Annotated in this window: 17 protein-coding genes and 1 tRNA gene; 11 read left to right on the plus strand and 7 right to left on the minus strand. The window is 49.6% G+C overall.

The window, feature by feature from the left end:
* Positions 1-140: 140 nt before the first annotated feature.
* From LC093_RS09300 to LC093_RS09330, 7 genes are all read left to right on the plus strand, one after another.
* The gene (locus LC093_RS09300) at positions 141-2,831 is read left to right on the plus strand and encodes a hypothetical protein (protein WP_226664440.1); all 2,691 of its coding nucleotides are present in this window, start codon (positions 141-143) and stop codon (positions 2,829-2,831) included.
* A gap of 4 nt (positions 2,832-2,835) precedes the next feature.
* On the plus strand, positions 2,836-3,690 hold the full coding sequence (locus LC093_RS09305; protein ID WP_226664441.1) for an SH3 domain-containing protein: 855 nt from the start codon (positions 2,836-2,838) through the stop codon (positions 3,688-3,690).
* On the plus strand, positions 3,660-4,316 hold the full coding sequence (locus LC093_RS09310; RefSeq protein ID WP_226664443.1) for an outer membrane beta-barrel domain-containing protein: 657 nt from the start codon (positions 3,660-3,662) through the stop codon (positions 4,314-4,316). Before LC093_RS09305 ends, LC093_RS09310 begins: the two co-directional genes overlap by 31 nt.
* Positions 4,317-4,353: 37 nt before the next feature.
* The gene (locus LC093_RS09315) at positions 4,354-4,839 is read left to right on the plus strand and encodes a TlpA family protein disulfide reductase (protein ID WP_226664444.1); all 486 of its coding nucleotides are present in this window, start codon (positions 4,354-4,356) and stop codon (positions 4,837-4,839) included.
* 3 nt (positions 4,840-4,842) lie between these two features.
* Positions 4,843-5,073: a DUF4266 domain-containing protein gene (locus tag LC093_RS09320; RefSeq protein WP_413231497.1), complete on the plus strand. Its 231-nt coding sequence runs from the start codon at positions 4,843-4,845 to the stop codon at positions 5,071-5,073.
* Entirely contained in the window at positions 5,060-6,220 is a 1,161-nt protein-coding gene (locus LC093_RS09325; protein WP_319004915.1) for a DUF3570 domain-containing protein, read from the plus strand. Before LC093_RS09320 ends, LC093_RS09325 begins: the two co-directional genes overlap by 14 nt.
* 165 nt (positions 6,221-6,385) lie before the next feature.
* On the plus strand, positions 6,386-7,225 hold the full coding sequence (locus LC093_RS09330; protein ID WP_226664446.1) for a 23S rRNA (adenine(2030)-N(6))-methyltransferase RlmJ: 840 nt from the start codon (positions 6,386-6,388) through the stop codon (positions 7,223-7,225).
* Positions 7,226-7,302: 77 nt separating this feature from the next.
* On the opposite strand, the gene LC093_RS09335 is transcribed toward LC093_RS09330, so the two are convergent.
* The gene (locus tag LC093_RS09335) at positions 7,303-7,758 is read right to left on the minus strand and encodes a hypothetical protein (RefSeq protein ID WP_226664448.1); all 456 of its coding nucleotides are present in this window, start codon (positions 7,756-7,758) and stop codon (positions 7,303-7,305) included.
* A gap of 475 nt (positions 7,759-8,233) precedes the next feature.
* On the opposite strand from LC093_RS09335, the gene LC093_RS09340 reads away from it, so the two are divergent.
* Genes LC093_RS09340 through LC093_RS09355 form a run of 4 tightly spaced genes read left to right on the plus strand, consistent with a single transcriptional unit; the run spans position 8,234 to position 15,828 of the window.
* Positions 8,234-9,769, plus strand: coding sequence for an ATP-binding protein (locus tag LC093_RS09340; protein WP_226664450.1), 1,536 nt, complete (start codon positions 8,234-8,236; stop codon positions 9,767-9,769).
* Positions 9,759-12,932: a Z1 domain-containing protein gene (locus LC093_RS09345; protein WP_226664452.1), complete on the plus strand. Its 3,174-nt coding sequence runs from the start codon at positions 9,759-9,761 to the stop codon at positions 12,930-12,932. Before LC093_RS09340 ends, LC093_RS09345 begins: the two co-directional genes overlap by 11 nt.
* Positions 12,932-13,900 (plus strand): PD-(D/E)XK motif protein, encoded by a 969-nt coding sequence (locus LC093_RS09350; RefSeq protein ID WP_226664454.1) that lies wholly within the window; start codon positions 12,932-12,934, stop codon positions 13,898-13,900. The genes LC093_RS09345 and LC093_RS09350 overlap by 1 nt, the downstream gene beginning before the upstream one ends.
* Positions 13,900-15,828, plus strand: a complete 1,929-nt coding sequence (locus tag LC093_RS09355) for an AIPR family protein (RefSeq protein WP_226664455.1) — start codon at positions 13,900-13,902, stop codon at positions 15,826-15,828. Before LC093_RS09350 ends, LC093_RS09355 begins: the two co-directional genes overlap by 1 nt.
* Before the next feature lie 48 nt (positions 15,829-15,876).
* Here the strand turns inward: LC093_RS09355 and LC093_RS09360 are convergent, their stop codons facing one another.
* The 6 genes from LC093_RS09360 to LC093_RS09385 form a co-directional block, all read right to left on the minus strand.
* Entirely contained in the window at positions 15,877-17,865 is a 1,989-nt protein-coding gene (locus tag LC093_RS09360) for a DNA cytosine methyltransferase (protein WP_226664457.1), read from the minus strand.
* Between the two features lie 49 nt (positions 17,866-17,914).
* Complete coding sequence (locus LC093_RS20540; protein ID WP_413231498.1) at positions 17,915-18,580, minus strand: hypothetical protein; 666 nt, start codon at positions 18,578-18,580, stop codon at positions 17,915-17,917.
* Positions 18,581-19,116: 536 nt separating this feature from the next.
* Positions 19,117-19,192, minus strand: a tRNA-Phe gene (locus LC093_RS09370).
* Positions 19,193-19,325: 133 nt separating this feature from the next.
* Positions 19,326-19,610 carry an oxidative damage protection protein gene (locus tag LC093_RS09375; RefSeq protein WP_226664459.1) on the minus strand — a complete coding sequence of 95 codons (285 nt, stop codon included), beginning with the start codon at positions 19,608-19,610 and terminating at the stop codon, positions 19,326-19,328.
* Between the two features lie 55 nt (positions 19,611-19,665).
* On the minus strand, positions 19,666-20,775 hold the full coding sequence (mutY, locus tag LC093_RS09380; RefSeq protein ID WP_226664460.1) for an A/G-specific adenine glycosylase: 1,110 nt from the start codon (positions 20,773-20,775) through the stop codon (positions 19,666-19,668).
* 129 nt (positions 20,776-20,904) lie between these two features.
* Complete coding sequence (locus LC093_RS09385) at positions 20,905-23,013, minus strand: AsmA family protein (protein ID WP_226664461.1); 2,109 nt, start codon at positions 23,011-23,013, stop codon at positions 20,905-20,907.
* Positions 23,014-23,049 lie beyond the last annotated feature (36 nt).

Genomic DNA, 23,049 nt, shown 5'->3' on the forward strand with positions numbered 1-23,049 from the left:
CAAAAACAGTGTGCGCGCCTTGAGAGTACTGAGGGCAATCGCGAAAATCGAGCAAATAAATCTGGTAAATAGTCTGGCACGAACGTCCAGCTTTCCCGCCATCGTCACGGTGAGTGGTTACTACGGAAGAGGAAACTCCCTTGAACAAATTGTGTACGCTGGCCCAATTGTCCGGCGGACTCATCGCGCTGTTGCTATTGGGGGGCTGCTCCGGTGGCAGTGGTGAAGGCTCCGGTCTGGGCGGTGGCGACCAGGCAGAAGACCCGGTTGTGGTTGATTACCCGGTGGCTTATGTGCGCCGCAGCCTGCGTTTCGAAGACGACGGCGCGCTGGCGGGAGACAGCCTTTATGCACCTTCGGCATTTAATCCAGGCGCCGTGCTGGTGTTGCGCGACCGTGCTACCGCCAGCGCGCCCGAGCGCGTGCTGACCGAAGGCCTGTTTGTCAGTGACGAAGAAGCCGGCGTGGTGTTTGAAGGTGGCTACGACGTAAAAGATCTCACTGTGTCCGCTGATGGCCAGTTGATGGCCTTCGCCATGCGCGCACCGGATATCGAAGGGCTGGATGACGACGAGCAGCCGAGCTGGAATATCTGGCTGTACGATTTTGAAGCCGCCGAGCTGAAGCGCGCGATTTCGTCCGACCTGACTGCGGAAGCGGGCGATGATATTGCGCCCGCTTTTTTGCCCGATGGCCGTATCGTATTCAGTTCCACCCGCCAGCGCCGTTCTCGCGCGCTGCTGCTCGATGACGACAAGCCCCAGTTCGGCGCGCTCGCGGAAAACCTGCAGGAGCCGGCTTTCGTACTGCACGTGATGGAAGCGGACGGCACCGATATCCAGCAGATTTCCTATAACCAGAGCCACGACCTCTCGCCCACGGTACTGTTCAGCGGCCGCATCCTGTTCAACCGCTGGGACAATATGGGCGGGCGCGACCGCTTGAGCCTGTACACCGTCAATCCCGACGGCACCGACCTGCAGTTCCACTACGGCTATCACAGCCAGGCCACCGGCATCAGTGCCACTGGCGAACCGGTTCCCGCCGCATTCAGCAAGCCGCAGCAAATGCCCGATGGCCGCATCCTCGTCACCCTGCGCTCGCCGGAAGGGATTACCTACGGCGGTGACATGGTGTTGATCGATGCCGAGAATTTCACCGAAGCCTACAGCGAGCCGGAACAGGAAGGCGTGCTGCAGGGGCAGGCATCGCTCTCGGTCGACGAAGTGATCACCGACGGCGGATTGTCCCCGCACGGCTTGTTTGCCAATGCCTGGGCATTTCACGACGGCACCAGCCGTCTTTTGGTCAGCTGGAGCGAATGCCGGGTGATCGAGCCGGACACCGAGCTTGCCCGTCCCTGTACTGACGAGTGGCTGGCGACCGAGGGCATTATGCCGGCAGACCCTCTCTACGGCCTGTGGATCTACGACTATGTGGAGGGCACCCAGCGCCCGATCATCCAGCCGGTGGAAGGCGAGATGATCAGCGAGGGCGTCACCGCCGACCCGCGGCCGGTGCCGGAATTTATTGCCGAGCCGATTCCCGGTGTGGATATCGATCGCGACCTGGTGCAGGAAGGTATGGCAGTACTGGATATCCGCAGTGTCTACGACTTCGATGGCGAGCAGGTTGTGGATATCTCTGCATTGGCGGATCCGCTGCAAACCACTGCCGCCGAGCGCCCGGCACGTTTCCTGCGGGTGGTAAAGGCGGTGGGTATTCCCGATCGCGATACGCTGGATTTTGATAACGCCGCATTTGGCCGCAGCCGCGCACAGACCATGCGCGAGATCATCGGTTACACGCCGATCCAGCCGGATGGCTCGGTGCGGGTAAAAGTACCGGCCGATATGCCGCTGGCCATTTCCGTGGTGGATGCCGACGGTCGCCGTATCGTCGGCCGTCACAACAACTGGCTGCAGTTCCGCGCCGGCGAAGTGCGCCAGTGCCAGGGATGCCACAGTGCCGACAGCGAAGTGCCCCATGGCCGCACCGATAAACAGCCCGAGCCGGCCTGGGCCGGCGCGCCTACCAGCGGTGCCCCCTTCGCCAATACCGAAGAGGCGCTCAATGCCGAAATGGGTGAAACCATGGCCCAGCTGCTGGCCCGCATTGCCGGTGAAGCAGAGCTGGAAGGCGATATCCGTTTCAGCGACCTGTGGACCGACCCGGCGCTGCGTACAAAAGATCCGAGTACCGAGCTGTTGATGAGCGAGCTGCTGACCCCGCAGCCCACCAGCCTTGCCTGCCAGAGTGCCTGGACACCGGATTGCCGCGCAGTGATTCACTATCCCGAACATATCCAGCCGATCTGGGACCTGCCGCGGGAAGTTACCGACGCGACCGGCGCAGTGATCGAGGACCGCACCTGTTCTACCTGCCACACCAATCGCGATGCAGCGGGTATGGCACAGGTGCCGCCGGGCCAGCTGGACCTGAGCGCAGAACAGTCGCCAGTGAACACCAACTTCAGTACGTCTTATGTAGAGCTGGTATTCAGCAATCCGACCCAGGAGCTCAGTGAGGGTGCGGTACAGAACGTGCTGGTACAGGACACCGATGACAATGGCGAGCCGCTGTTCGAGACCGATGAAAATGGCGAGCTGATCCTGGATGCCGCCGGCAACCCGATACCTGTTATGGTTACCGTCGATATCGAGCAGATCATGAATATTGCCGGTGCCAACGCCAGCCGTTTCTTCAGCGTGTTTGCGCCCGGTGGCGCGCACGCCGGAGAACTCTCCGCGGCGGAACTGCGCCTGATTTCAGAGTGGCTGGATATCGGCGCGCAGTATTACAACAACCCATTTGATGCACCGGTCAACTAAGCAGATGAAACGTCAGCCCGGCAAATTTTCAATTCGACAGGCATGCTGGCTGGCCGCGATGGCCGGCGTCATGCTGGCTCCCGTCGCCACGGCTGCGGAGCCCGCCGAAGATGAAGGCAATCTGCCAGTAACCGAAAGTTTTAGCGCGCGGCAATTCTCGCAACAGGTCCCACAGGATCTGCCTGAGGACGCGGAGCAGGTTGTGGTGGGTTCTGAATTCCTCAACCTGTATACCGGTCCGGGCCGCGGCTACGTGATCAGCAATGTCGTCGAATATGGAGAGTCGCTGTGGCTGCTCAAGCGCCGCACCGACTGGGTCAAGGTCATGACCCGCAAGGGCAAGACTGGCTGGGCCAAAATTTCCGACCTGGATGAGATATTCACCGCCGAAGGCGAACAGGTGGCCGTCCCTACGCCGGGCGTTGACGACTACCGCGAGCAGAACCTGCGCCTGGGGTTCGCTTATGGCGATTTTGCCGGTGCCAACTCCATGGGGGTGTCGCTGGGTTACCGCTTTACCCAGAACCTCTCCGCCGAAGTGCGCGCGGCGCAGACCATCGGTGCCTATTCCGACAGCCAGACCTACCAGGTTGCCGTGGTACACCAGCCTTTCCCCCAATGGCGCCTGTCGCCCTACTTCCTGCTGGGAACGGGCATCAATATCACTTCCCCCAATGCCACCATCGTCGCCACGGAAGACCGCCAGGACACCGCGATGCTGACCGGTATTGGGGTTACGACTTATCTTTCCCGCCGCTTTGCCCTGCGCGCGGAAGTGGCCAATCACTACCTGCTGACCTCGCGGGAAAATAATCAGGAGATTGTCGAGTGGAAACTCGGGTTCGACGTATTTATGTAAAACTCGCCGGCCTGCTGCTCGCGGGCTCGCTGTCCTCTGGCGCACTGGCCCAGTACGACCAGGATATCGACGAAATTATTTCGCCGGACCTGGAGCGGCGGGAAATCCGCGAGGCGAAGATCGATAGCGAAGACTTCGAGTTCACTGCCTATCTCGGCGGCATCATGAGCGTGGAAGATTTCGGCTCCAACGCCCTGTATGGCGGCAGCCTCGCGTACCACATCAGCGAAGACTTCTTTATGGAAGCGGCCTACGGCCAGACCACGCTGGGGGAGTCCAGCTACGAGCGCCTCAGCGGCTCCGCGCCACTGCTCACCGATGAAGAGCGCGAGCTGTCCATGTACAACCTGTCGCTGGCCTGGAATTTCCTGCCCGGCGAAATCTTCGTGTTTGACGACTGGGCACTCAACAGCAACCTGTACCTGATCGGTGGTATCGGCAATACCAGCTTTGCCGATGAAGAACACTTTACCTACAACGTCGGTGCCGGTGTGCGGGTGCTGGCACAGGACTGGCTGGCACTGCGCCTCGATGTGCGCGACCACATTTTTGAACACGAAATTTTTGGCGAGCCGCTGACGACCAACAACCTGTCGGCGCAGCTCGGTATTTCCATTTACTTCTGAATTGCGACCCTTACAAAAATAAAACCGGAGAAATCGAATGCGTAAACTGATTGCCGCTCTCTGTGCTTCCGCCGCCCTGCTGGCCGGTACCCCGGCACTGGCCAAGGCACCCGCCAGCGACTTTACCCTGGCTTCCCTGAAAGACGGTAACCTGCGTCTCAGCGAACAGCGTGGCGAGGTGATCATGCTGAACTTCTGGGCCTCCTGGTGCGGTCCTTGCCGCGAAGAAATGCCGCTGCTGAATGACCTGCATGCGCGTTACGAATCCGTCGGCTTCAAGGTGTGGGGCGTAAATGTGGACGCTAACCGCGAAGACGCCCAGGCCATGCTGAAAAAAATCCCGGTGGAATTTCCGGTGTTGTTTGATGGGGAAAGCCAGGTGAGCCAGCTGTTTGGTGTCGAGGCCATGCCCAGCTCCGTGTTCATCGATCGCGATGGCAATGTGCGCTACGTGCACAGAGGCTACCGCAGTGGCGATGAAGCCGAGTACAAGAAAATCATCAAGGAACTGATCCGGGAATAATCCATGGCCAAGCGCGCGCTGTTACTTCTTCCACTGTTCCTGCTGCTGGGCGGCTGCGAAACCCTGATGCCGGAGCCCTGGGTAAAGCCCTACGAGCGGCATTACCTTGCGGATCCGATCATGAGCTTCGAGCGCGATCCGGTGGCGGCTGGGTATATGAATCACGTCTACGAAGCGCGTGAAGCCGCGCGTGGCGCGGAAGGTGGGTCAGGAGGCGGCTGTGGCTGCAATTGATCGTGCAAAAATCTTCGCGGCTATTATTGGGTTTTGGCTGCCCGCAAGCCTGATCGCTGCAGTACTGCCGGAAGAGCGGGCAGACACCATGTACCACTCCTACAGTGGTGGTGGCGTGACCATCGATGGCCCCTCGATCCTCGTGCGCAAGAATGTTGGCAACAAGCTTTCGCTATCGGCCAATTACTACGTGGATATGATTTCCGGTGCCTCTATTGATGTGCAGGCAACCGCGAGTCGCTATTCCGAACAGCGCGATGAGTTTTCGCTGGGGGCGGATTACCTGGTGGATAAAACCACCATGAGCCTGAACTACACCAATTCCAGTGAAAGCGATTACCAGGCGGAAACCGTCGGCTTTGGCATCGCACAGGATTTCTTCGGGGATCTCAGTACCCTGTCCATGCGCGTGAGCTTCGGCAGTGACGATGTCATGCGTAATGGCGACGAGGATTTCCTCGAGCAGGCCGAGCACCGTCGCTACTCGATCGGTTGGAGCCAGATCCTGACCCAGAAGCTGATTGCGGAACTGAGTGTGGAAACGGTGGCCGACGAGGGCTTCCTGAACAATCCTTACCGCAGTGTGCGCTACCTGGACCCGAATGCGGGCAGTGGCTTCAGTTACCAGGCGGAGCTCTACCCAACCACCCGCAACAGCGACGCCGTCGCCCTGCGCGCCAAGTATCGCCTGCCGTATCGCGCCGCGGTAAAAAGCGAATACCGCCGCTACGCGGACAGCTGGGGCATCAGTGCAGACAACCTGGAGCTGCGCTATACCCATCCGCTGGAGCAGGAAAACGTGATTCTCGAGGGCAAGCTGCGCTTCTACAAGCAGAGCGGGGCGGATTTCTACAGCGACCTTTTCCCCTACCTGAATGCCACCAACTTCCGCGCGCGGGATAAAGAGCTGAGCGACTTCACCAGTACCGCGATCGGCATAGGCGCCTCCTACCTGCTGCCGGATCGCTGGTCCCTGTTTGATCGTAAGAACACGGTGAATCTCTATTGGGACTACGTCATGTTCGACTACGACAACTTCCACGATGTGCGGGTGCACGACGGCGATTCCGCTTACCTCCCGGGCGAGGAGCCGGCCTACAGCTTCAACGCCCATGTGGTGCGGCTGTTCTGGTCTGTGTGGTTCTGAAAAACTGATTTACAGGGGCCGCAAAGGCCCCTAAAGTTCGCCCGCATTGCCCGGTGATGCCCGACTGCTCTGGCGGCTTTCCCCTCCTGATGCCACCCGGTGCTCACCTGCTGCCATACTCTTTCGGCAGCGTTTCTCCCTGTTTTACCGCTCCCGGTGGACCCCATGTTCAGCTATCGCCACGCTTTTCACGCCGGCAACTTTGCCGATGTACTCAAACATTTCGTGCAGGTGGAAATAATTTCGCACCTGCAGAAGAAAGACGCACCTTTCGACTATATCGATACCCACGCTGGCGCAGGTATGTACCGGCTGCAGTCGGACATGGCGCAGAAAAACCAGGAGTACCTGAACGGGATCGGTAAATTGCAGGGTAACGACGCTCTGTCGGAACTGGCGCCGTATCTGGCGCTCATCGACGACTTCAACCCGGGCGGCAGGCTGCAAAACTATCCCGGCTCGCCGATGATCGCCGCCCAGATGCTGCGCCCACAGGACAAAGGCTGGTTATTTGAGCTGCACCCCCGCGACGCCGAACATCTCAGCAAAAACTTTGCCGGCAACCGTAATTGCCGTGTGCGCGTGGAGGATGGCTTCAAGGGCCTGAATGGCCTACTGCCAACCCAGTCCCGGCGCGCGCTGGTGCTGATCGACCCGCCCTACGAGCAGAAAGAAGACTACCAGCGGGTAGTCGCGGCGCTGACCCTGATCCACCGCAAGATGGCCACGGCCACCGTGGCGATCTGGTACCCGGTGGTGGAGCGCAAGCGCATCGACAGCCTGGAAAAGCAGATCGCGGCCACCGGTATCCGCAAGATCGAACTGTTCGAGCTGGGTATTCGTGCCGAAAGCGAAGGTCACGGCATGACTTCCTCCGGCATGATCGTGGTCAACCCACCGTGGACGCTGAAGGAGAAAATGCAGGCGCTGTTGCCGAAGCTGGCGCAGCTGCTAAGCGAGGACGGTGCGGCGCACTTTCGCTGCGAGACCCTGGCCGGCGAATAATGTTGTCGGTGAACGGATAGATACAAAAAAGCCCGGAAATTCCGGGCTTTTTTATTGGGTGGCTAATTGACCTGGAATCAGTCCTTCCAGAACTGCCACCACTTCTTGCTGTGCTCGGCGCGCGCAGCCTGGCCCTGCTCGGAGCCTTTATCCATTTCCTTGCGCTCCTGCTCAGCCTTCTTGGCCTGCTGCTTTTCCATGCCCTTCAGTTTTTCTTCCGGCATTTCTTCATCGGACTTTTCGTCCTTGGGCAGGCGAGCCATGCGGTCAACCTTCTTGCCGTCGTGCTTGCCTTCGGCATGCTCGTACTTGGCCTTCTTCTTCTCGGCAAACGCGCGCTTTTCTTCCTCGGTCAGGCGGTGAGGCTCGGCTTTCGCTTGTGCCTTCTCATGGGCGTGGGCCTTGGCCGCTTCCTGACGGGCTTCAATCTGCTCCGGCGTCGGCTTGTCTTTGCCGGGGGCTTCGGGCTTGTCGGCCAGGGCCGGCGCAGAAATTACCAGACTGGTCATGGCGGCGATCAGAATCTTGTTCATGTGGACTCCTGTCGGTGTGTAGTAGTTGGGGGTAGTTTGCGTGTAGCTACGTGAATTGTTGCTGAACGGATTGCAAGGGCTCTGGGTGACGGTATCACGGCTGCATGACGTGCTGTGTGATATGGCCAGTAAAAGGTGCGTTTCAATAGATAGAAGTGCAGGGGGGTAGTATGCCAACTTTGGGAGCGAGAAGTTGAAATTGTGATTATTTAAACCCGCTTAGCGCTAAATGGCTAGATAAGATAACCGCGCTCTAAGCGGGAGGCTGGGGTTTCTAATCTTGCTTGGTTCCTTATAATTTATAGTGGTCTACGACCAGTAGTGGAGGTTTTATCATCCATTCAGATAATTGATTTCTTGATCAGAAATCAATAGGTTACATTATTATTCTCTGTGCAACCATATAACATAAAGCGCAATCACAAAAGCTAAATAGCGTTGTGTATTTGTGCCCCATAAAAGAGGTGGATTGAGCATGACTAAAGGGGGCATTCCTGATTACGAGGACGTTACTCCTAATCCGGAGTATCTTATTAAGTCTATTGCTGAGCAGGGTTACAGCCTTGAGTCTGCCGTAGCTGACCTAATTGATAATTCAATCTCTGCCGGGGCTGATCAAGTAGAGATTCTGGTAAATATAGAGTCAGAGCCATTTGGTTTGATGCTCGCAGACAATGGCGATGGAATGACAGAAAAAGAGCTGAGAGAAGCTATGCAGTTTCCCAGTAACTCTCCAGAAGCAGCCAGAAATCGGTCTGATTTAGGCAGGTTTGGCCTTGGGCTGAAAACGGCTTCATTCTCACAGACTAGACGATTTACTGTTCTATCCAAAAAGAAGGACGAAAATTCATACCATGCTAGGACATGGGACGTCGATGTCCTAAAGGATAATGGGTGGAAATTAATAATAAATAATGAGCAAGAAATAAAAGAAATTCACAAGAAATATATTAACTTATCTGAACAGTATCTAAACGGATTCGAAAATTTTACCCCCAATACAATTGTTTACTGGTCAGGCCTCTATAAATACGAACAATATGTCGATGAAAAAAATCGAATAGCAGCTTTAAAAAAAGAAATCACTGAAGTTACCTCTGAGCATCTTGAAATAGTCTTTCATAGATTTATGGAAAGAAAAAAAAGATCTCTACAGATCCGGATAAATAATAAAAGGTTATCACCATTCAGCCCGTTTCCAGTTCATGAAAAAGACTTCAGGCCTGTGGAACCTCTCAAGAGAAGGTTTGGTAATGACGCTATAAAAATTGAGGGGTTTATTCTTCCATCAAGAAGCATAGATGAATCTAAAGAAGCAAATAATATATGGACAACTAACTATAGAAGCCTCATGGGCATGGAGGGTATTTATGTCTATAGGTGTGATAGGGTAATCTTGTTTGGCGGCTGGAATAGGTTGATTAAAAGTGGTCCAAGACTTCAGCTTGCTAGATTGAGAGTGGACATAGGGAATGGCGCCGATAACGTAATAAATCTAAATGTGTCGAAATCACAGGTAATTATACCGCATGACCTTAAAAAAGGTTTTGAAGAATATATAACTGCACTTAAATCTGAAGCTGAAAAAGAATATTTCAACAGAAATATTAAAAGGTTCAATGGTATAAAAGATAAAAATAAAGAAGAGATATTCGTTAAAAAGTCATCAAACAAGGGAGTGTTGCTTGAATTTAATGATGAATTTCCGCTTATAAAAGAATTAAAAATGGGTCTTGATGGATCTGATTTATCTAAGTTCCTTGTGTTAATGAAAATGATAAACTGCCAAGTAAATAAAATTAGACATATAAATGAAGACAGGACATTTAGCGGTATTGCTGAAAATGACGGAATTACTGAAAGCGATATAAAAGCATGTGTTGATGAAATGAGAAATCTTGGTATGAGCAGAAAATCAATAATAAAGAAAATAACAGAAGAGCTTGGATTTAAAAAAAACTCAATGCCGGATAGCTTAGTGGAGTATATGGGGGGTGGTGATGGAAAGTAATAAGTATGTTGCTCTTATCAAAAATGCAATCGCGGGTCAGGCAGAACAGAACAAGAAAGACTCAAAAAGTTTAGATTTCTTTGATGACCTGTATAGCAATATCTCGGAAAATATCAAACAGATAATAAAGCTATTTCATTACCCAGAGGTAGATGACGCCACCTTGAAGGTTTATTTTGAAGTTGCAAAGCGAGAATATTTATCTGTAAACCCGGTAGATATTGAGCCGTCTAGTGCGCTATCTAAAAATAATAAGGAATCTTGGCTTACGGAAACAAGAGCGGAACTAATAAAATGGAATTACATGGATCGTTACCTCCAATATTTAGAAAAAAAAGGTAGAGCAGAACCTGTTATTACCGAAACGGAAACATCTAGTCTGGACATTATGGGGAGACTTGGTGATCCAGAATCAGCCGACGAATTTTACGTAAAGGGTCTCGTTGTTGGAGAGGTACAGTCAGGCAAGACAGGTAATTTTAATGGGGTAATTAATAGATCCATCGACTGCGGCTATAAGTTGATAATCGTTCTTTCAGGGATAATGGAGGACTTAAGGTCACAGACTCAACAAAGAATAGAGTCTGATGTGATTGGCGAAGGAGTAACGGATATTGATAATGACTCCGTTGGCAAAAAGGGCGTCGGAAATATCTGTCGATTTGGTCATCTGGGCAGCTCAGCTATTGAACAGGTGGTCTCAATTACCTCGCACAAATCTGATTTCAAAAAAGCCCTAGCGGATGCGCATTTTTCTCTTAACAGAATTAATATTCTCGTATGCAAAAAAAATATCAGCGTACTAAGGAATCTTATCGTATGGCTCCATGACAATTTAGACCCTGGAAAAAACCAGCATTCCATACCAATGTTGATTTTAGATGATGAGGCAGATAACGCATCATTGAACAATGAAGGGTATAAGGGTATTGAATACGCCTCAAAAATCAATGGATATATAAGAACATTATTAAATCTTTTTTCTAGAAAAACTTACTTGGGTTACACTGCAACACCGTTTGCGAATGTACTTCAGGATAGAAATGAGGCTCATTTGGATGGAATCGAAATCAAATATAAAGATGGCGGAGTAGAAAAAGAGAAAACGCTGACACAAGTAGATAACATATTCCCGGACGACTTTATTGTATTGTTGAATTCGCCAAGTAATTATATTGGCGCAAAACAAATATTTGAAACAATCACACCTATAAATAATGAAATCGGTGAAAAAATCCCTCTCGTTATACCTGTTGAAGACGCTATAGAGAATTTTCCATCAAGGGTCTTGGATAACGGAGATGGAGATTTGGTTGGTGTAGAGAATTTTCCCAATAGGGAGGCTTGGAATGAAGTAGTTGGTCCTTATGGAAGTTATTTGGATTTTTCTACTTATCAGGAGTATAGAAAGGAAACTCGTTCATGTAAAAAAGAGGATGACTTTCCTAAGCAGCTCCCCACGTCCCTTAAAGAAGCGATTGTATGCTTTATTTTATCTACAGCAGTACGTGAGAGTAGAAAAAAGCTACTTATAACGTCAAATTTATTTCAGCCGCACAATACAATGCTGATACATGTTTCTCGATTTACTTCATGGCAAAATAAGACTAAAAAATTGATAGCCGAGTATGTAAGAGATCTTGAAAACAGGATTGATAATGATCCGGCAACAGGTGAGAGTTCAATTTATTCAGAGTTTGAAAAAATATGGTACAGGTATTACGCATTCATTATTGAGTCAATCAAGTCATATCTGCCTTATGACTATGTGGATGAATTTCTGATCCCTCTGTCTTTTAATTCATTAAAACCTTATTTATCTGGGCTGATACCTAAGTTTGACATTAAAGCAATAAATAGTGTTACAGGGGATAAGCTGGTATATCCTGAGAACAAACCGAAGTACGTTATTGCAGTAGGCGGGAACAGGCTTTCCAGAGGTTTTACGCTGGAAGGGTTAACCATTAATTATTTTGTACGGTCTACGAATTATTCGGACACATTGTTACAAATGGGCAGGTGGTTTGGATATCGGCCGGGATTTATTGATTGCTGTAAATTATTTACAACATACGATTCAATTGAGAAGTTTAATAATACAACGAGGTGTATAGAGGAGCTGGAGACTGAATTTCGTAAAATGGGGAAAAATAAAAAAAGCCCTGAAAATTTTGTTCTTAGAGTTAAAAAGCATCCGGGTGTATTGAAGATTACTAGACCTTCGATTTTATATAACACGGTAGAAGTTAAATGGTCCTATCAAGATCAGCTGGAAATGACTACTCAATTTCCAGTAGATAAAGAGTCGATTGAGTCGACTTGGAAAACTTTCAAAGATCTATACGTGCCAAAGTTGAATGCAGGTCGAGTTTCTGATGATTTCATTCTATATAAATCATCACCCTCTGAAATTATAGAGCTACTACAGAAGCCAAATAATTTCGAATCAAGTGCGGCTAAGGCAATGATTCAGTTTATTAGGCTGTGTGATGAAAAAAAACTTCTACAGGATTGGACAATTGCATTGCGTACAAAAGGCCTAGCTAATACTAAACTAGGTAAAGGCATAGTAAGCGCATCAGAATCCGGGTTAAACCTAGATGTGGGCATGGCAATCAGAAGGGGGCCCTCAGATAAGGCTCCAATTGCGGCCAAGAAAAAATTTTTAGACAGCAATGTTTTTATGGCCACAGGAAAGTCTGCAAATATTCTTTCCTCAAATAAAGACATGAGTTTGCTTTTGACTGACGATCAAATCAAGCAAGCAGAAGACGAATTTAAATCTGAAAAAATTATTGAAATAAAGTCGAAATACCCAGGTATTGCCGATGCAGATGCGCAGAAGAAGGTGACAAAGACTTTCCCAGAAAGGATATACCGAGAAAAAATGGGAAGTCACGAGGGTTTGTTAGTGATTTATCTATTCGATTCATATTATTCCTTTAACCAAGAAAAAGGTAAGGAAGTTGGTGAGTTTTCAAAATATGTTAAAGAAAACGATATAGACCTTAATATACCTTTGGTTGGTATGGCTATGGGCTTTCCACCAATTCAGGATGATCCAGGGGGGATATATGTTCAGGGCGATTATAATCTGGAGCTAGATGAGCAAATTCAGGAAGATCTCTCTTTGGAAGATACATGCCTACCAGTAGAAGAGTGATGAATAGAAAAAAAATTGAAGAGAAATGGACATTGGTTCTAGATGCGGAGCCAAGTCGGGGGTTCAGGTCACTAATACTTGACCCACGGTGCAAGGCCGAAATTTTCTTGGGTATTAATCAGAAGGCTGAGAGAAGTCTGATGTTGAGGCTACCTGATGAATTCAGTCCATATATCAGGCCGGTAAAAAAGGAAAAAATATCGATTGACTACATGGCAGATTCAAGGTTTCTGATACTGGCATTACATGATAGCCAGTTCAACGATTTGTTCGATGACCTTGTCCTTTCATTTTATAACTCTATTACGAATATTCCCGATCCAGAAGGGCATACAAATGAGTTTTTAAAAATATTTAGCAAGTGGGTGCAGTTATTCGAAGATCAGGTTGGTAATAGATTGTCTAGCTCCGAAGTGCAAGGTCTTTATGGTGAGCTTTGTTTTCTTAAAAGCAGGATCCTGGAGAAATCTGAAATACATATTGATCACCATTTGGAATCGTGGGTGGGACCTTATGATAGAGGTCACGATTTTATAACTGAGTCTTGCAACTTTGAGATAAAAACGAAGAGTGCTGACAGCCAAACAGTTACGATTTCAAGCGAGGTTCAGTTAGAGCCAGAGTTGGGGAAAGATCATCATCTTGTTGTTTATTCTGTTTTATTTGATTTAGAAAACGGGGGGAGCTTAAGCTCAATTCTGCTTGATATTAGAGGGTTAATTGAATCAAAGCTTGGTGATGTTTCAATTTTAAGAAAGGCTCTGCAGAAAAAAAGCCTTACCTTTGAAAATGTACGTGATTATGATAATTATCGATTCAGGGTAAAGTCCGTCAGTATTTATGATGCAAGAAGAAATGAATTTCCATCTATTATAAAGTCGAATATTCCAGAGAATGTATCAAAAGTTAACTACAAACTGAATTTATATGGACTCGATAATTTTGTAGTCGAGAGAAGGGATTTATAGTGGATATTGATGTAGATGAATTATTATCCTGTAGGGAGAACATTCTTGCTGTAGTTAAAGACGAGAATGGATTTATTCCTCAGAATGCCATTCTTACAGAAGTTTTACCTTCACTACTTGATGCGAAAAGGGTGGATTCTGAAGATTATAACGAGTCATATTTTTGCAATGAGATTGAAAAGCTTAAAGTTAACGCCTATCAAGTCAATGAAACTGGTGAGCGACTGCAAATTTTTATAGTTGATGAGAATTCAGTCGATGAAACCTCTAATAAAGATGATCTTTTAGTTTCTGAAAAGCAAGAATATGAAAAATTTTTTAAAAAATCTATTAAGTTCATAAGGTCGGCCATTAGTCAAAACCTTATGGATTCAATGCAGGATTCAGACCCCGCAAAAGCTCTTGTTGCTCATTTATCGCACCCAGATGGCTTAAAGCAGTTCGATGTCATAGAGATATTCTTAGTATCTCTCAAGGCAACGGTGACATTTAAGGGGCAGCAACCTCAGCCAAGATCCATGCGTTTTCCGGAAGATTCTATAAAAGTATCATGGCGGGAGGGTGTAGAAACTATAAATAAAGAAATTCTTCTGATTCGCGAAATTATCGACATAAACTTTATTTTTAATGTAATGGCCTCGAAAGGAAACAGGGAGCCGCTAGAAGTTAACTTTCAGAAGAGTTTTGGCTATTCCATAGACGTCATAGAGGCAGCTTCGGAGAATAACTTTCAGTCCTATCTGTGTGTTTTGAGTGCAGACGTCCTTACGGATCTATACAGGCGATATAGCAGTCGCTTGTTGGAGAAAAATGTTAGATCTTTTTTACAATTTAAGGGTGCTAATAAGGGAATTAAAGAAACTATTAGAAAAGAACCTGAAAAGTTCATTGCGTTTAATAATGGATTGACTATCACGGCCACCAAGGCAAAAGTTTTCGAAAAAAGAAAAAGAAAATATATCGAGGCACTACATGACCTCCAGATTGTAAACGGAGGGCAAACAACTGCATCTATATATTTTTCAAAGAAAGAGGGGCTTGATGTAAGTAAGGTAAAGGTGATGGCCAAAATCAACGTTGTTGATGACGGTTCTGAAGTGGATGATTTGGTTTCTAAAATTAGTAAGTATTCTAATACACAGTCAAGGGTCTCAAACGTAGATTTAAGGTCAAGAAGTCCACAGCTTGTTAGGCTAAAGGCTTTAAGCGAAAGTGTCGTAAATCCTCAGGGAGATAAATGGTTTTTTGAAAGAGCCAGAGGAGATTTCAATACTAAATTGAGGATAGCAGGATCAAATTCAGCTAGGTTGAAGCGCGAGTATCCCCCTGAAAGGAGATTCTCAAAGGAACAATTAGCCAAATATTTCTCATCATGGGGCGGGGTTCCCCATTTAGTTAAAAAGGGCGGCGAGAAGATATTCAGGCACTTTATTGAATATATAACTCCTGGATGTGGAAAGCCTCATATTGAAATTGATAGAGATTTTTATGAAAGGCTAGTTTCTCTGATTATAATTTTCAAAAGATGTGAAAAAATTTATGGGACTGGGAAAAATTCAATGGGTCAGCTTAGATCAGCTGTAATTCCTTATGCATTAGCTATCTTATATTTGTACACGGATGGGGTGAAAGGCGAACATGTCTTTAACATGAATATAATATGGCGTTCAGGAAAAGTACCAGATGACTTAGATGGATATTTAGAATCATTGCTCCTTATGACAAATGAGTTAATTAAAAAATATAGTAAAAGTGAAGATTATGGTGAATATTCAAAGAAAGAGGAGCTGTGGTTAGATGTTTCAAAATCAAGTGAAGTTAAAGAGTTTATGTCATCAAGTAATTCTACGAAGATTCTAGCCAAGTATAGTAGCGGTTGTGCTATCTCTAGCGGAGGTCAACCGCAAAGCGCCGAAGTAATTAAATAATAATATTTGAATATGCCATGCCTTCCATGGCGGCAAGGTGTTATTTGGTTATATTCTCTTCATGCTTTTTAGGATTTTTTCAACATGGAGAGCTATCTGTTTTGCTAAAAATGGTGGTACGGCATTTCCTACTTGAAGAAACTGCGCGGCTTGACCGCCCTCAAAGAAGTAGTTATCTGGAAAAGTTTGAAGTCTTGCGGCCTCTCTTACGGTGAGTGATCTACATTGGGCTGGATCATAGTGAATATTTGCATGCCCATCTTTTTTCATGTGTGCCGTAATCGTCTTGGATCTATGGTTTTTGGGGTGAGCTCTAAATCTGTCTTGGAAGTTATCCGAGTACCAGCTTATGTGATTTGACGCTAATTTTTTTGGAAAAAATTTTGTCCTTGGTGAAAGAGATACTTCTTTTTCCCCCTCTTCTTTTACTCTAGCTGCGGCTTCAGTCCATAGCGAAGTGAAAAGGTATCTAGCTATATCACTCGGCATATGTTTTTTCGTACTGTGATTAAAGGTTCCTGGAAGGTCTGTTTCTAACCAGTTTGCTAGCTCACTAAACACGCTTTTTCTAGAGTTTAACGGCCTAACCTTCATTTTATTTCCGTAGAAAAACGAGTTTCCAGTCTCTAGATTTTTATCGGATTGAATTTCTCTTATAACTTCTCGGATGGATGGGTATATGGTCTTAATTATCTTTTTGTATTGAATTGATCGTTCTGCAATCTCATTTCGTTCACTCTTTTCGATCTTTACAATTTTGGTTGCTTCATCTAGAGATATTTCATATTCAGCGGCAATTTTTTTTGCCTTTTTAAGTCTTAAGGTCCGTAAATCCCAATCGAGAACTTCATCTACAGCTTTATCAATCGAGCCAGGTTCAGATACTATGCGTTTGATTAATTTGATCGATTCTTGGTGCGTCCGTAGCCATGCTGTCGATTCCGACAATTTATCGAAGTTAATTTCCGGGAAAAGTTCAATACTTTTTTCATCTTTGCGATTAGTGAGTGAACTTCGCAATTTTGGGAGTGAACCTATAGTTTGAGAAACGTTAGGTGCGCTTAATTGACCCTTCGATTCCATTATGTTGTTCGCAGCGAAACCATTGTCAATTTCACAATTAACACCGAGCAGTATCACTCGCTCTCTGGCTTGAGGAACGCCAAATTCTACGGCTCGAACTAGGAAGTCTTTTTCGTTCGGACTATTTTCGTTTCCAAGAAACTGACATTTCTTTTTTACAAGTGAGTATATGTTGTATTTTTTTTGGTCCGTTTTTCCTGGGTTCTCTTTAAGATACTCCAATCTTTTTATAATTTGGGGGAAAATGAGAGATCCATTGGCCAGCTTTGCTGAGCCAATGCCGCTTACGTTTTCCATCACAAATACGTCCGGCCGAGATCTTGAAATAAGATCCGCATACTCCTTGTAAAGAAAAAACCTTTCATCGTGGTCTTGATTGTAGTTTTCTGATCCGGCTTGTCGTCCTCGGCCAATTTTTGAATACGCTTGGCAAGGTGGTCCCCCTATTATCATTAGTGGCTCACTGTTTTTTATAGACCTATTCTTTCCTCTTTTCGTATATTTGCAAATTTTTTCTACCGCTAAATTGATTCTCCTCTGCTCTTCGGTTTCTTCAAAGTCTTGGATTTCTGGCTTTTCTCCTTTTTTGAGGATCTCAAAAATACGACTGTTCCCAAGAGCGTGAGGTGATCCAAGGGTTTCTTCAGATGCTTTCTTCCATTCGGCAGTATTCTTTATTTTGCTTTTCAACTCCGGCGCGGAAATGTTCTTCCCAGACTGCTGGTCGACATAGCCTCCGGACTTCGCTTTAATGTAATTTAGATAAGGTGTTTTATCATGCAGCAGCTTTCTAAAATACGCTCTTAGAGTTAGTGTTTCATGAGCGTCTTTGTCTTTTTCTACTGAAATTGAAATTTCGAAAGGACTGTCTTTTTTACAGTTGCTAAAGCCCTCTCCGAGCCCGCCGGGACCTGCAAAAAGGTCTATAATCTTTACTTTCTTTTTCGAAGTCATACTCGAATTATTTCTCTAATAATATGCTAGCGTGAGAGTACTAGGAATTTTATGTATTTCCGGGTCGCATATGCATCCCTGCTCCAAACTGGCAATCAGCGCGGAGAGGGCACTCTGAACACTTCGGTGACTTGGCTGTGCATACTTCGTATGCAAGATCGAGGAGTGCGTAATTTCTCCCTTGATTCATCTCTTGCTCTGGGCCAAATGCTGTTGCAATTAGTTTTTGCGCTTCAATTGACCGATGACGGTCTTGTTTTACGGCTTCTCCGATAATTCTCCCGGCAATCCGGATTGTATTGGTGTCAATTAGGTAGGATGGTATGTCGTATGCAAAGCACTTCACTGCATTAGCTTTATAATGTCCGACTCCGGGTAGCCTGATCAGTGCTGAGTAGTTAGATGGAACGATTCCATCATAGTCACTGATTATACTTTTGCAGGCTGCGATAAAGTATTTGGATCGCGATGGCAGTCCTAGTGAGGTTGTAGCGGACTGCCAACGCGCTTGATTTCTAACGACATCCTCTGGCCCCCGAAATTGCTTTATTAATGACGGAAAAACTGATGCTGCAGAAGCGGCGTTGGTCCTGCGAAGCAAATTCTCTGCGACGAATACTTCCCAAGGGGTACTATTTCTTCGCCATGGCAGATCATGCCTTCCGGTTTTCTGATACCACAACATGAGTTTCTGCCATGCGTTTTTCTTAAGCATTGGCCTTTAGGCTCTTGTTTAGATTTCGATGGCTATTTTATCCGGAAATAATGATCTTGGGCATATTCCTTAATAGGTGCACGGATTTGAGAGGGTAAACTTTTGACGATCGATTTTGTTGAATAGTACGCTTGGTTGAGTGACAGGTCTTGCTGGAGGCTTAGTCTTCGATGTCTAATTGTCAATACTTCCTCAATTTTTGAACTAGCTAATGGTGACTTTTCACTTACCCTTAGTCTATCGATGTAATGGCGGTTCCTTGGCCCGATCCGCGGTCTATCTGGTAGACTGTTGGGTCTTTAGTGGTTTGGCGGCAGAATCGTAATAGCCTAAGGGCTATTACGCCCCTGCGGGGTTTACGGCCGATCTTCGGGAATCTTCGCTTTGCTGATCGGCAGTCCTGCCGAATCAGTCGCGCTGGCGCGCTCGCTGCAAATCGCTGGCGCGATTAGTCGAACCACATCGGTGGTTCTCATCCGGCCTCCGGACAACAGATACAAAAAAACCCCACCCTTTCGGGTGAGGTTTCTTTTGTATGGTGCCCAGAGGCGGAATCGAACCACCGACACGGGGATTTTCAATCCCCTGCTCTACCGACTGAGCTATCTGGGCTTCGCTTTTTACCGGGTGTCTCCGGTAGCGAGGCGCGTATTAAACCCGCTTCGTTGGGGGGAGTCAACCCTTTGATTGATAAAAAGTTTTTCCGGTTGCGACTGGCGGTTCTCGCCGGGTCGCGTTGGCGGGATCAGGCGTCTTTGTTGCCGTCTTCCGGCACGAAGCCATCCGCTGCGTCGTACTCTTCGCCGCTCAGGAATTTCGACATCTGCTCGCTCAAATAGGCGCGGGCGGAGGGTTCCATCATGTTGAGGCGCTTCTCATTGATCAGCATGGTCTGGTGCGCCATCCACTCCTGCCAGGCCTTGGCGGAGACGTGTTCGAAGATGTCCTGGCCTTTGGGGCCGGGCATGGGCGGGTTGGGGAGACCTTCCAGTTCCTGTTGGTACTTGCGGCAGAAGACGGTGCGGGACATGGGTGCTCCTCGTGATTCACGTGCGGTTCGTTTGGCCTTGTGCAGGCAATACGACTTAATAGGGTGCCAGTAATGGCTCTTTCAGCGCCAGCAGCTGTTTGACCAGTTTGGCGATGGGCGCTGGCAGTCCGAGATCCTGGCCGGATCGGGGCCGGTCGAGCTGGCGCAGTTTATACCAGCCGCTCGGTCCTTCTGCCACCTGTGTGGGTTTCTTCGGCAGAGTTATCCACACCGGGTGAATGTCCAGGTGGAAGTGGCTGAAGGTGTGGCGCATGGGCGGCAGTGGTTGGACTTCTGTTGCGCCCAGGTCGCGTGCGGCCAGCCATTCCTGTGCGCTGGCCTCGCCGCCATCGTCACCTTCCAGCTGCGGCGGTATCCACAGGCCGCCCCAGATGCCGGTGGCGGGGCGCTGTTCCAGGTACAGCTCGCCGTCGTGTTCGATCAGCAACAGAGTAGCCTGGCGTTCCGGTTTTTCCTTGCGGGGCTTTTTGCCCGGGTAATCGGTGGGATTGCCCTGGAGGCGTGCGGTGCAGTGTTTGGCAAACGGGCAGCGCTCGCAGGCGGGTTTTGAGCGGCTGCAGAGGGTGGCGCCCAGATCCATCATGGCCTGGGTGTAATCCCCGTTGCGGCTCTCCGGGGTATAGCGCTCGGCAATCTCCCACAGTTTGTTGGCGACCGCAGTCTGGCCCGGCCAGCCGTCCACGGCGTGGATGCGTGCGAGCACCCGCTTGACGTTGCCGTCGAGAATCGGGGCGACGAGGCCCATGCTGATGCTGGCAATGGCGCCGGCGGTGGAGCGGCCGATACCCGGGAGCTCGGCCAGTGCTTCCACATCCGCGGGGAAGTCTCCGCCGTGCTGGTCTACGACTGTCTGTGCGCATTTGTGCAGGTTGCGCGCGCGGGCGTAGTAGCCGAGGCCGCTCCAGTGAGCGAGCACTTCGTCCTGGGTGGCCGCGGCCAGTGCTTCCACGGTGGGAAAGCTCTGCATGAAGCGCTGGTAGTAAGGAATCACTGCGCTGACCTGGGTCTGCTGCAGCATGATCTCCGATACCCATACACGATAAGGATTGATGTCCTGCTGCCAGGGCAGGTCGTGGCGCCCGTGCTGGTCGAACCAGGCGAGCAGGTCTTGCTGGAATTTCTTGGGGGTAATCGGCTTGGGCATGACTGAAAACGAAAATGGGCACCACTATAAGGGTGCCCATCGTACTTGGATTTCCGCCTTAGTCATACCAGCGTGGGGGCTGGATCCCGGCTTGCGCCGGGATGACGGGGAGGTTTTGTCCGCGACGAGTTATTCGTTGCGGTTGAACAGGCCCTTGAACTTGTCTTTCAGCTTGTCCTTGAGGTCTTCGGTTTTCTCCTGGACCTTGTCACCGTACTTTTTCTCGGCCTTGTACTTCAGCTCCTCACGGATCAGGTCGTCGAGACGGCGGCTGTCCGGTTTGCACGTGGTGGCACCGGCTTCGTTGAAGTTGGCCTTGCAGCGCAGCGGCAGCGGGCGGTTGCGCCAGCGGTCGTTTTGCACGGAGCAGCCGTTGCCGGAGGTCTTGTCGCCCACCAGCGCGAGGCCGAGGGCAAAGTCGAACTTCTGTTTTTCCAGATCGACGGTGCCGTCACCGGTAAGGGCGATGTTTTCCACCCCGGCGTTGATGGCTTGCACTTTGGCCATATCGCCATCCAGGTTCACGCTGGCCCGCAGGTCTTGCAGGCGGGTGCTCTGCGGCCATTCCTTCTCTGGCATGGCGGTTTTCTCGGCGTAGCTCACCAGCTGGCACATGCCTTTTTCCAGGTTGAACGGGGCCAGCGCCAGTTCGGCGGCGTTCAGCTGTACCGCGGCGTGCAGGTTTTTCTGCAGTGCCAGGCTGTCGGCACCATTGGTCTGGGCGACCCAGGTAACGTCGGTTTTACCGGACAGGGTGACCTTTTCCCGGTCTGCCGCTTCCGGCTCATCGCTGGCGAACAGGGCTTCCTGCACCTTGGAGATTTCCACGCCGGTAAGGCCGCCGCTCAGTTCGCCCCGGGCAGATTTGCCGCGGGCATTGAACACGCCGGTGCTGTTCAGCTGGCCACCGTAGAGGCCTGCGGCCAGCTTGTTCAGCTGATAGAGGCCGTTGTTGATGTTGATGGCCAGTTGCGGCTGGTCGATGTCGAAATCGAGCGCGCGCAGTTTGTCCAGGGTCAGGTCCAGCTTGGCATTGAAGCCGCGCATGGATTCCAGCGGCAGCGGCACCGGTTGGGCTGCGGCCACATCGGCTGTGAGCTCATCCTGTTCCGGGGTGGCGACCGGCGGTGGCAGGTAGTCGTCCACATTCAGTTCGCCGCCATTCAGGCTCAGCGCCACGGAGGGCACATCGCCGGCTTTGTAGCTGGCGCTGCCGTTAAAGGCGTGGCCGTCCAGTGTCAGTTGCAGCGGATCCAGCTTGAGCTGCTTGTCGGTGCCGCTGATGTCGGATTCCAGGCGCAGCTTTTGCAGGGCGCTCGCGCTCTGGGCTTTGTATTCACTGCCGACAGCGGCGAGCCAGCCGGTCAGTGGCGCCACTTCGGTGTTGAGGTTGAGCTGGATCTGCCACGGCTGGTCGGCCTTTTCACGGCGCACATGGCCGCGCAGTGCAATTTCCGCCTTGGCGCCTTCACCACTGCTGAGTTCGATATTGGCCGGTTGTAGACGCAATCCATTCAAGCCCTTGTCGATCGCCAGTGAGCTGTGGATATCCACATTGATCGGCTCGGGCAGGTCGCTGCCGGCAATCTCGGCGGTCAATTGCACCTTGCCGGGCTTGCCGCCGGGCACCAGGTTGTCGGCGCCGATATGCAGTTTGCTGATCGCGTACTCGGTGCCGGTCTGCTTGTCGGTGTAGCGCAATACGCCGTCTTCCACGCGCAGTTGTTCGAGAGCCAGGTGCAGTTCGCTGCTGCCTTCTTCGCCAGCCTCTTTCTCGGGTACTTCGAGCTTGGGTGGCTGGGATTTTTGCTGCTGCTTCTCCAGTTCGGCCTTGGCCTCCATGGCGTCAGAAATCAGTTCCCAGTTGCCTTTGCCGTCTTTGCCGACGGTGAGTTCGACCTGCGGGCCTGCCAGCAGGATTTCCTTGGCTTCGATACGTTTTTTCAGCAGTGGCATCAGCGCCACGCCCACGGCGACCTTGTCGGCCTGCAACAGGGGTTCTTCCGGCAGCGGTAATGGCGCCAGTTTTACACCTTCCAGTTTGAGCGCGATATTCGGCCACAGTTGCCAGCCAATATCACCATCAAGAGTGAGGGCAATGCCCTGCTCGGCGGCCAGTGCCTCGATTTTGGGTTTGTACTGGTTGGCATCGAGGCCAGCCAGGAACCAGGCGATGACCCCGGCTAGCAGGGCAAAAAGAATGACGAGAAACAAAAGTCCGCGTTTGATCCAGGCCATACAGGCGTGTCCTTATTCTTGGAAAATTCGGAAAAA

The organism is Microbulbifer aggregans, from assembly GCF_020524005.1.
GTDB lineage: Bacteria > Pseudomonadota > Gammaproteobacteria > Pseudomonadales > Cellvibrionaceae > Microbulbifer > Microbulbifer aggregans_A.

Excerpts from the sequence above, each read along its gene's own strand:
- LC093_RS09305 (WP_226664441.1), top strand. The coding sequence starts at position 2,836 with ATGAAACGTCAGCCCGGCAAATTTTCAATTCGACAGGCATGCTGGCTG.
- LC093_RS09315 (WP_226664444.1), top strand. The coding sequence starts at position 4,354 with ATGCGTAAACTGATTGCCGCTCTCTGTGCTTCCGCCGCCCTGCTGGCC.
- LC093_RS09320 (WP_413231497.1), top strand. The coding sequence starts at position 4,843 with ATGGCCAAGCGCGCGCTGTTACTTCTTCCACTGTTCCTGCTGCTGGGC.
- LC093_RS09330 (WP_226664446.1), top strand. The coding sequence starts at position 6,386 with ATGTTCAGCTATCGCCACGCTTTTCACGCCGGCAACTTTGCCGATGTA.
- LC093_RS09335 (WP_226664448.1), bottom strand. The coding sequence starts at position 7,758 with ATGAACAAGATTCTGATCGCCGCCATGACCAGTCTGGTAATTTCTGCG.
- LC093_RS09340 (WP_226664450.1), top strand. The coding sequence starts at position 8,234 with ATGACTAAAGGGGGCATTCCTGATTACGAGGACGTTACTCCTAATCCG.
- LC093_RS09345 (WP_226664452.1), top strand. The coding sequence starts at position 9,759 with ATGGAAAGTAATAAGTATGTTGCTCTTATCAAAAATGCAATCGCGGGT.
- LC093_RS09350 (WP_226664454.1), top strand. The coding sequence starts at position 12,932 with ATGAATAGAAAAAAAATTGAAGAGAAATGGACATTGGTTCTAGATGCG.
- LC093_RS09360 (WP_226664457.1), bottom strand. The coding sequence starts at position 17,865 with ATGACTTCGAAAAAGAAAGTAAAGATTATAGACCTTTTTGCAGGTCCC.
- LC093_RS20540 (WP_413231498.1), bottom strand. The coding sequence starts at position 18,580 with ATGCTTAAGAAAAACGCATGGCAGAAACTCATGTTGTGGTATCAGAAA.
- LC093_RS09375 (WP_226664459.1), bottom strand. The coding sequence starts at position 19,610 with ATGTCCCGCACCGTCTTCTGCCGCAAGTACCAACAGGAACTGGAAGGT.
- mutY (WP_226664460.1), bottom strand. The coding sequence starts at position 20,775 with ATGCCCAAGCCGATTACCCCCAAGAAATTCCAGCAAGACCTGCTCGCC.
- LC093_RS09385 (WP_226664461.1), bottom strand. The coding sequence starts at position 23,013 with ATGGCCTGGATCAAACGCGGACTTTTGTTTCTCGTCATTCTTTTTGCC.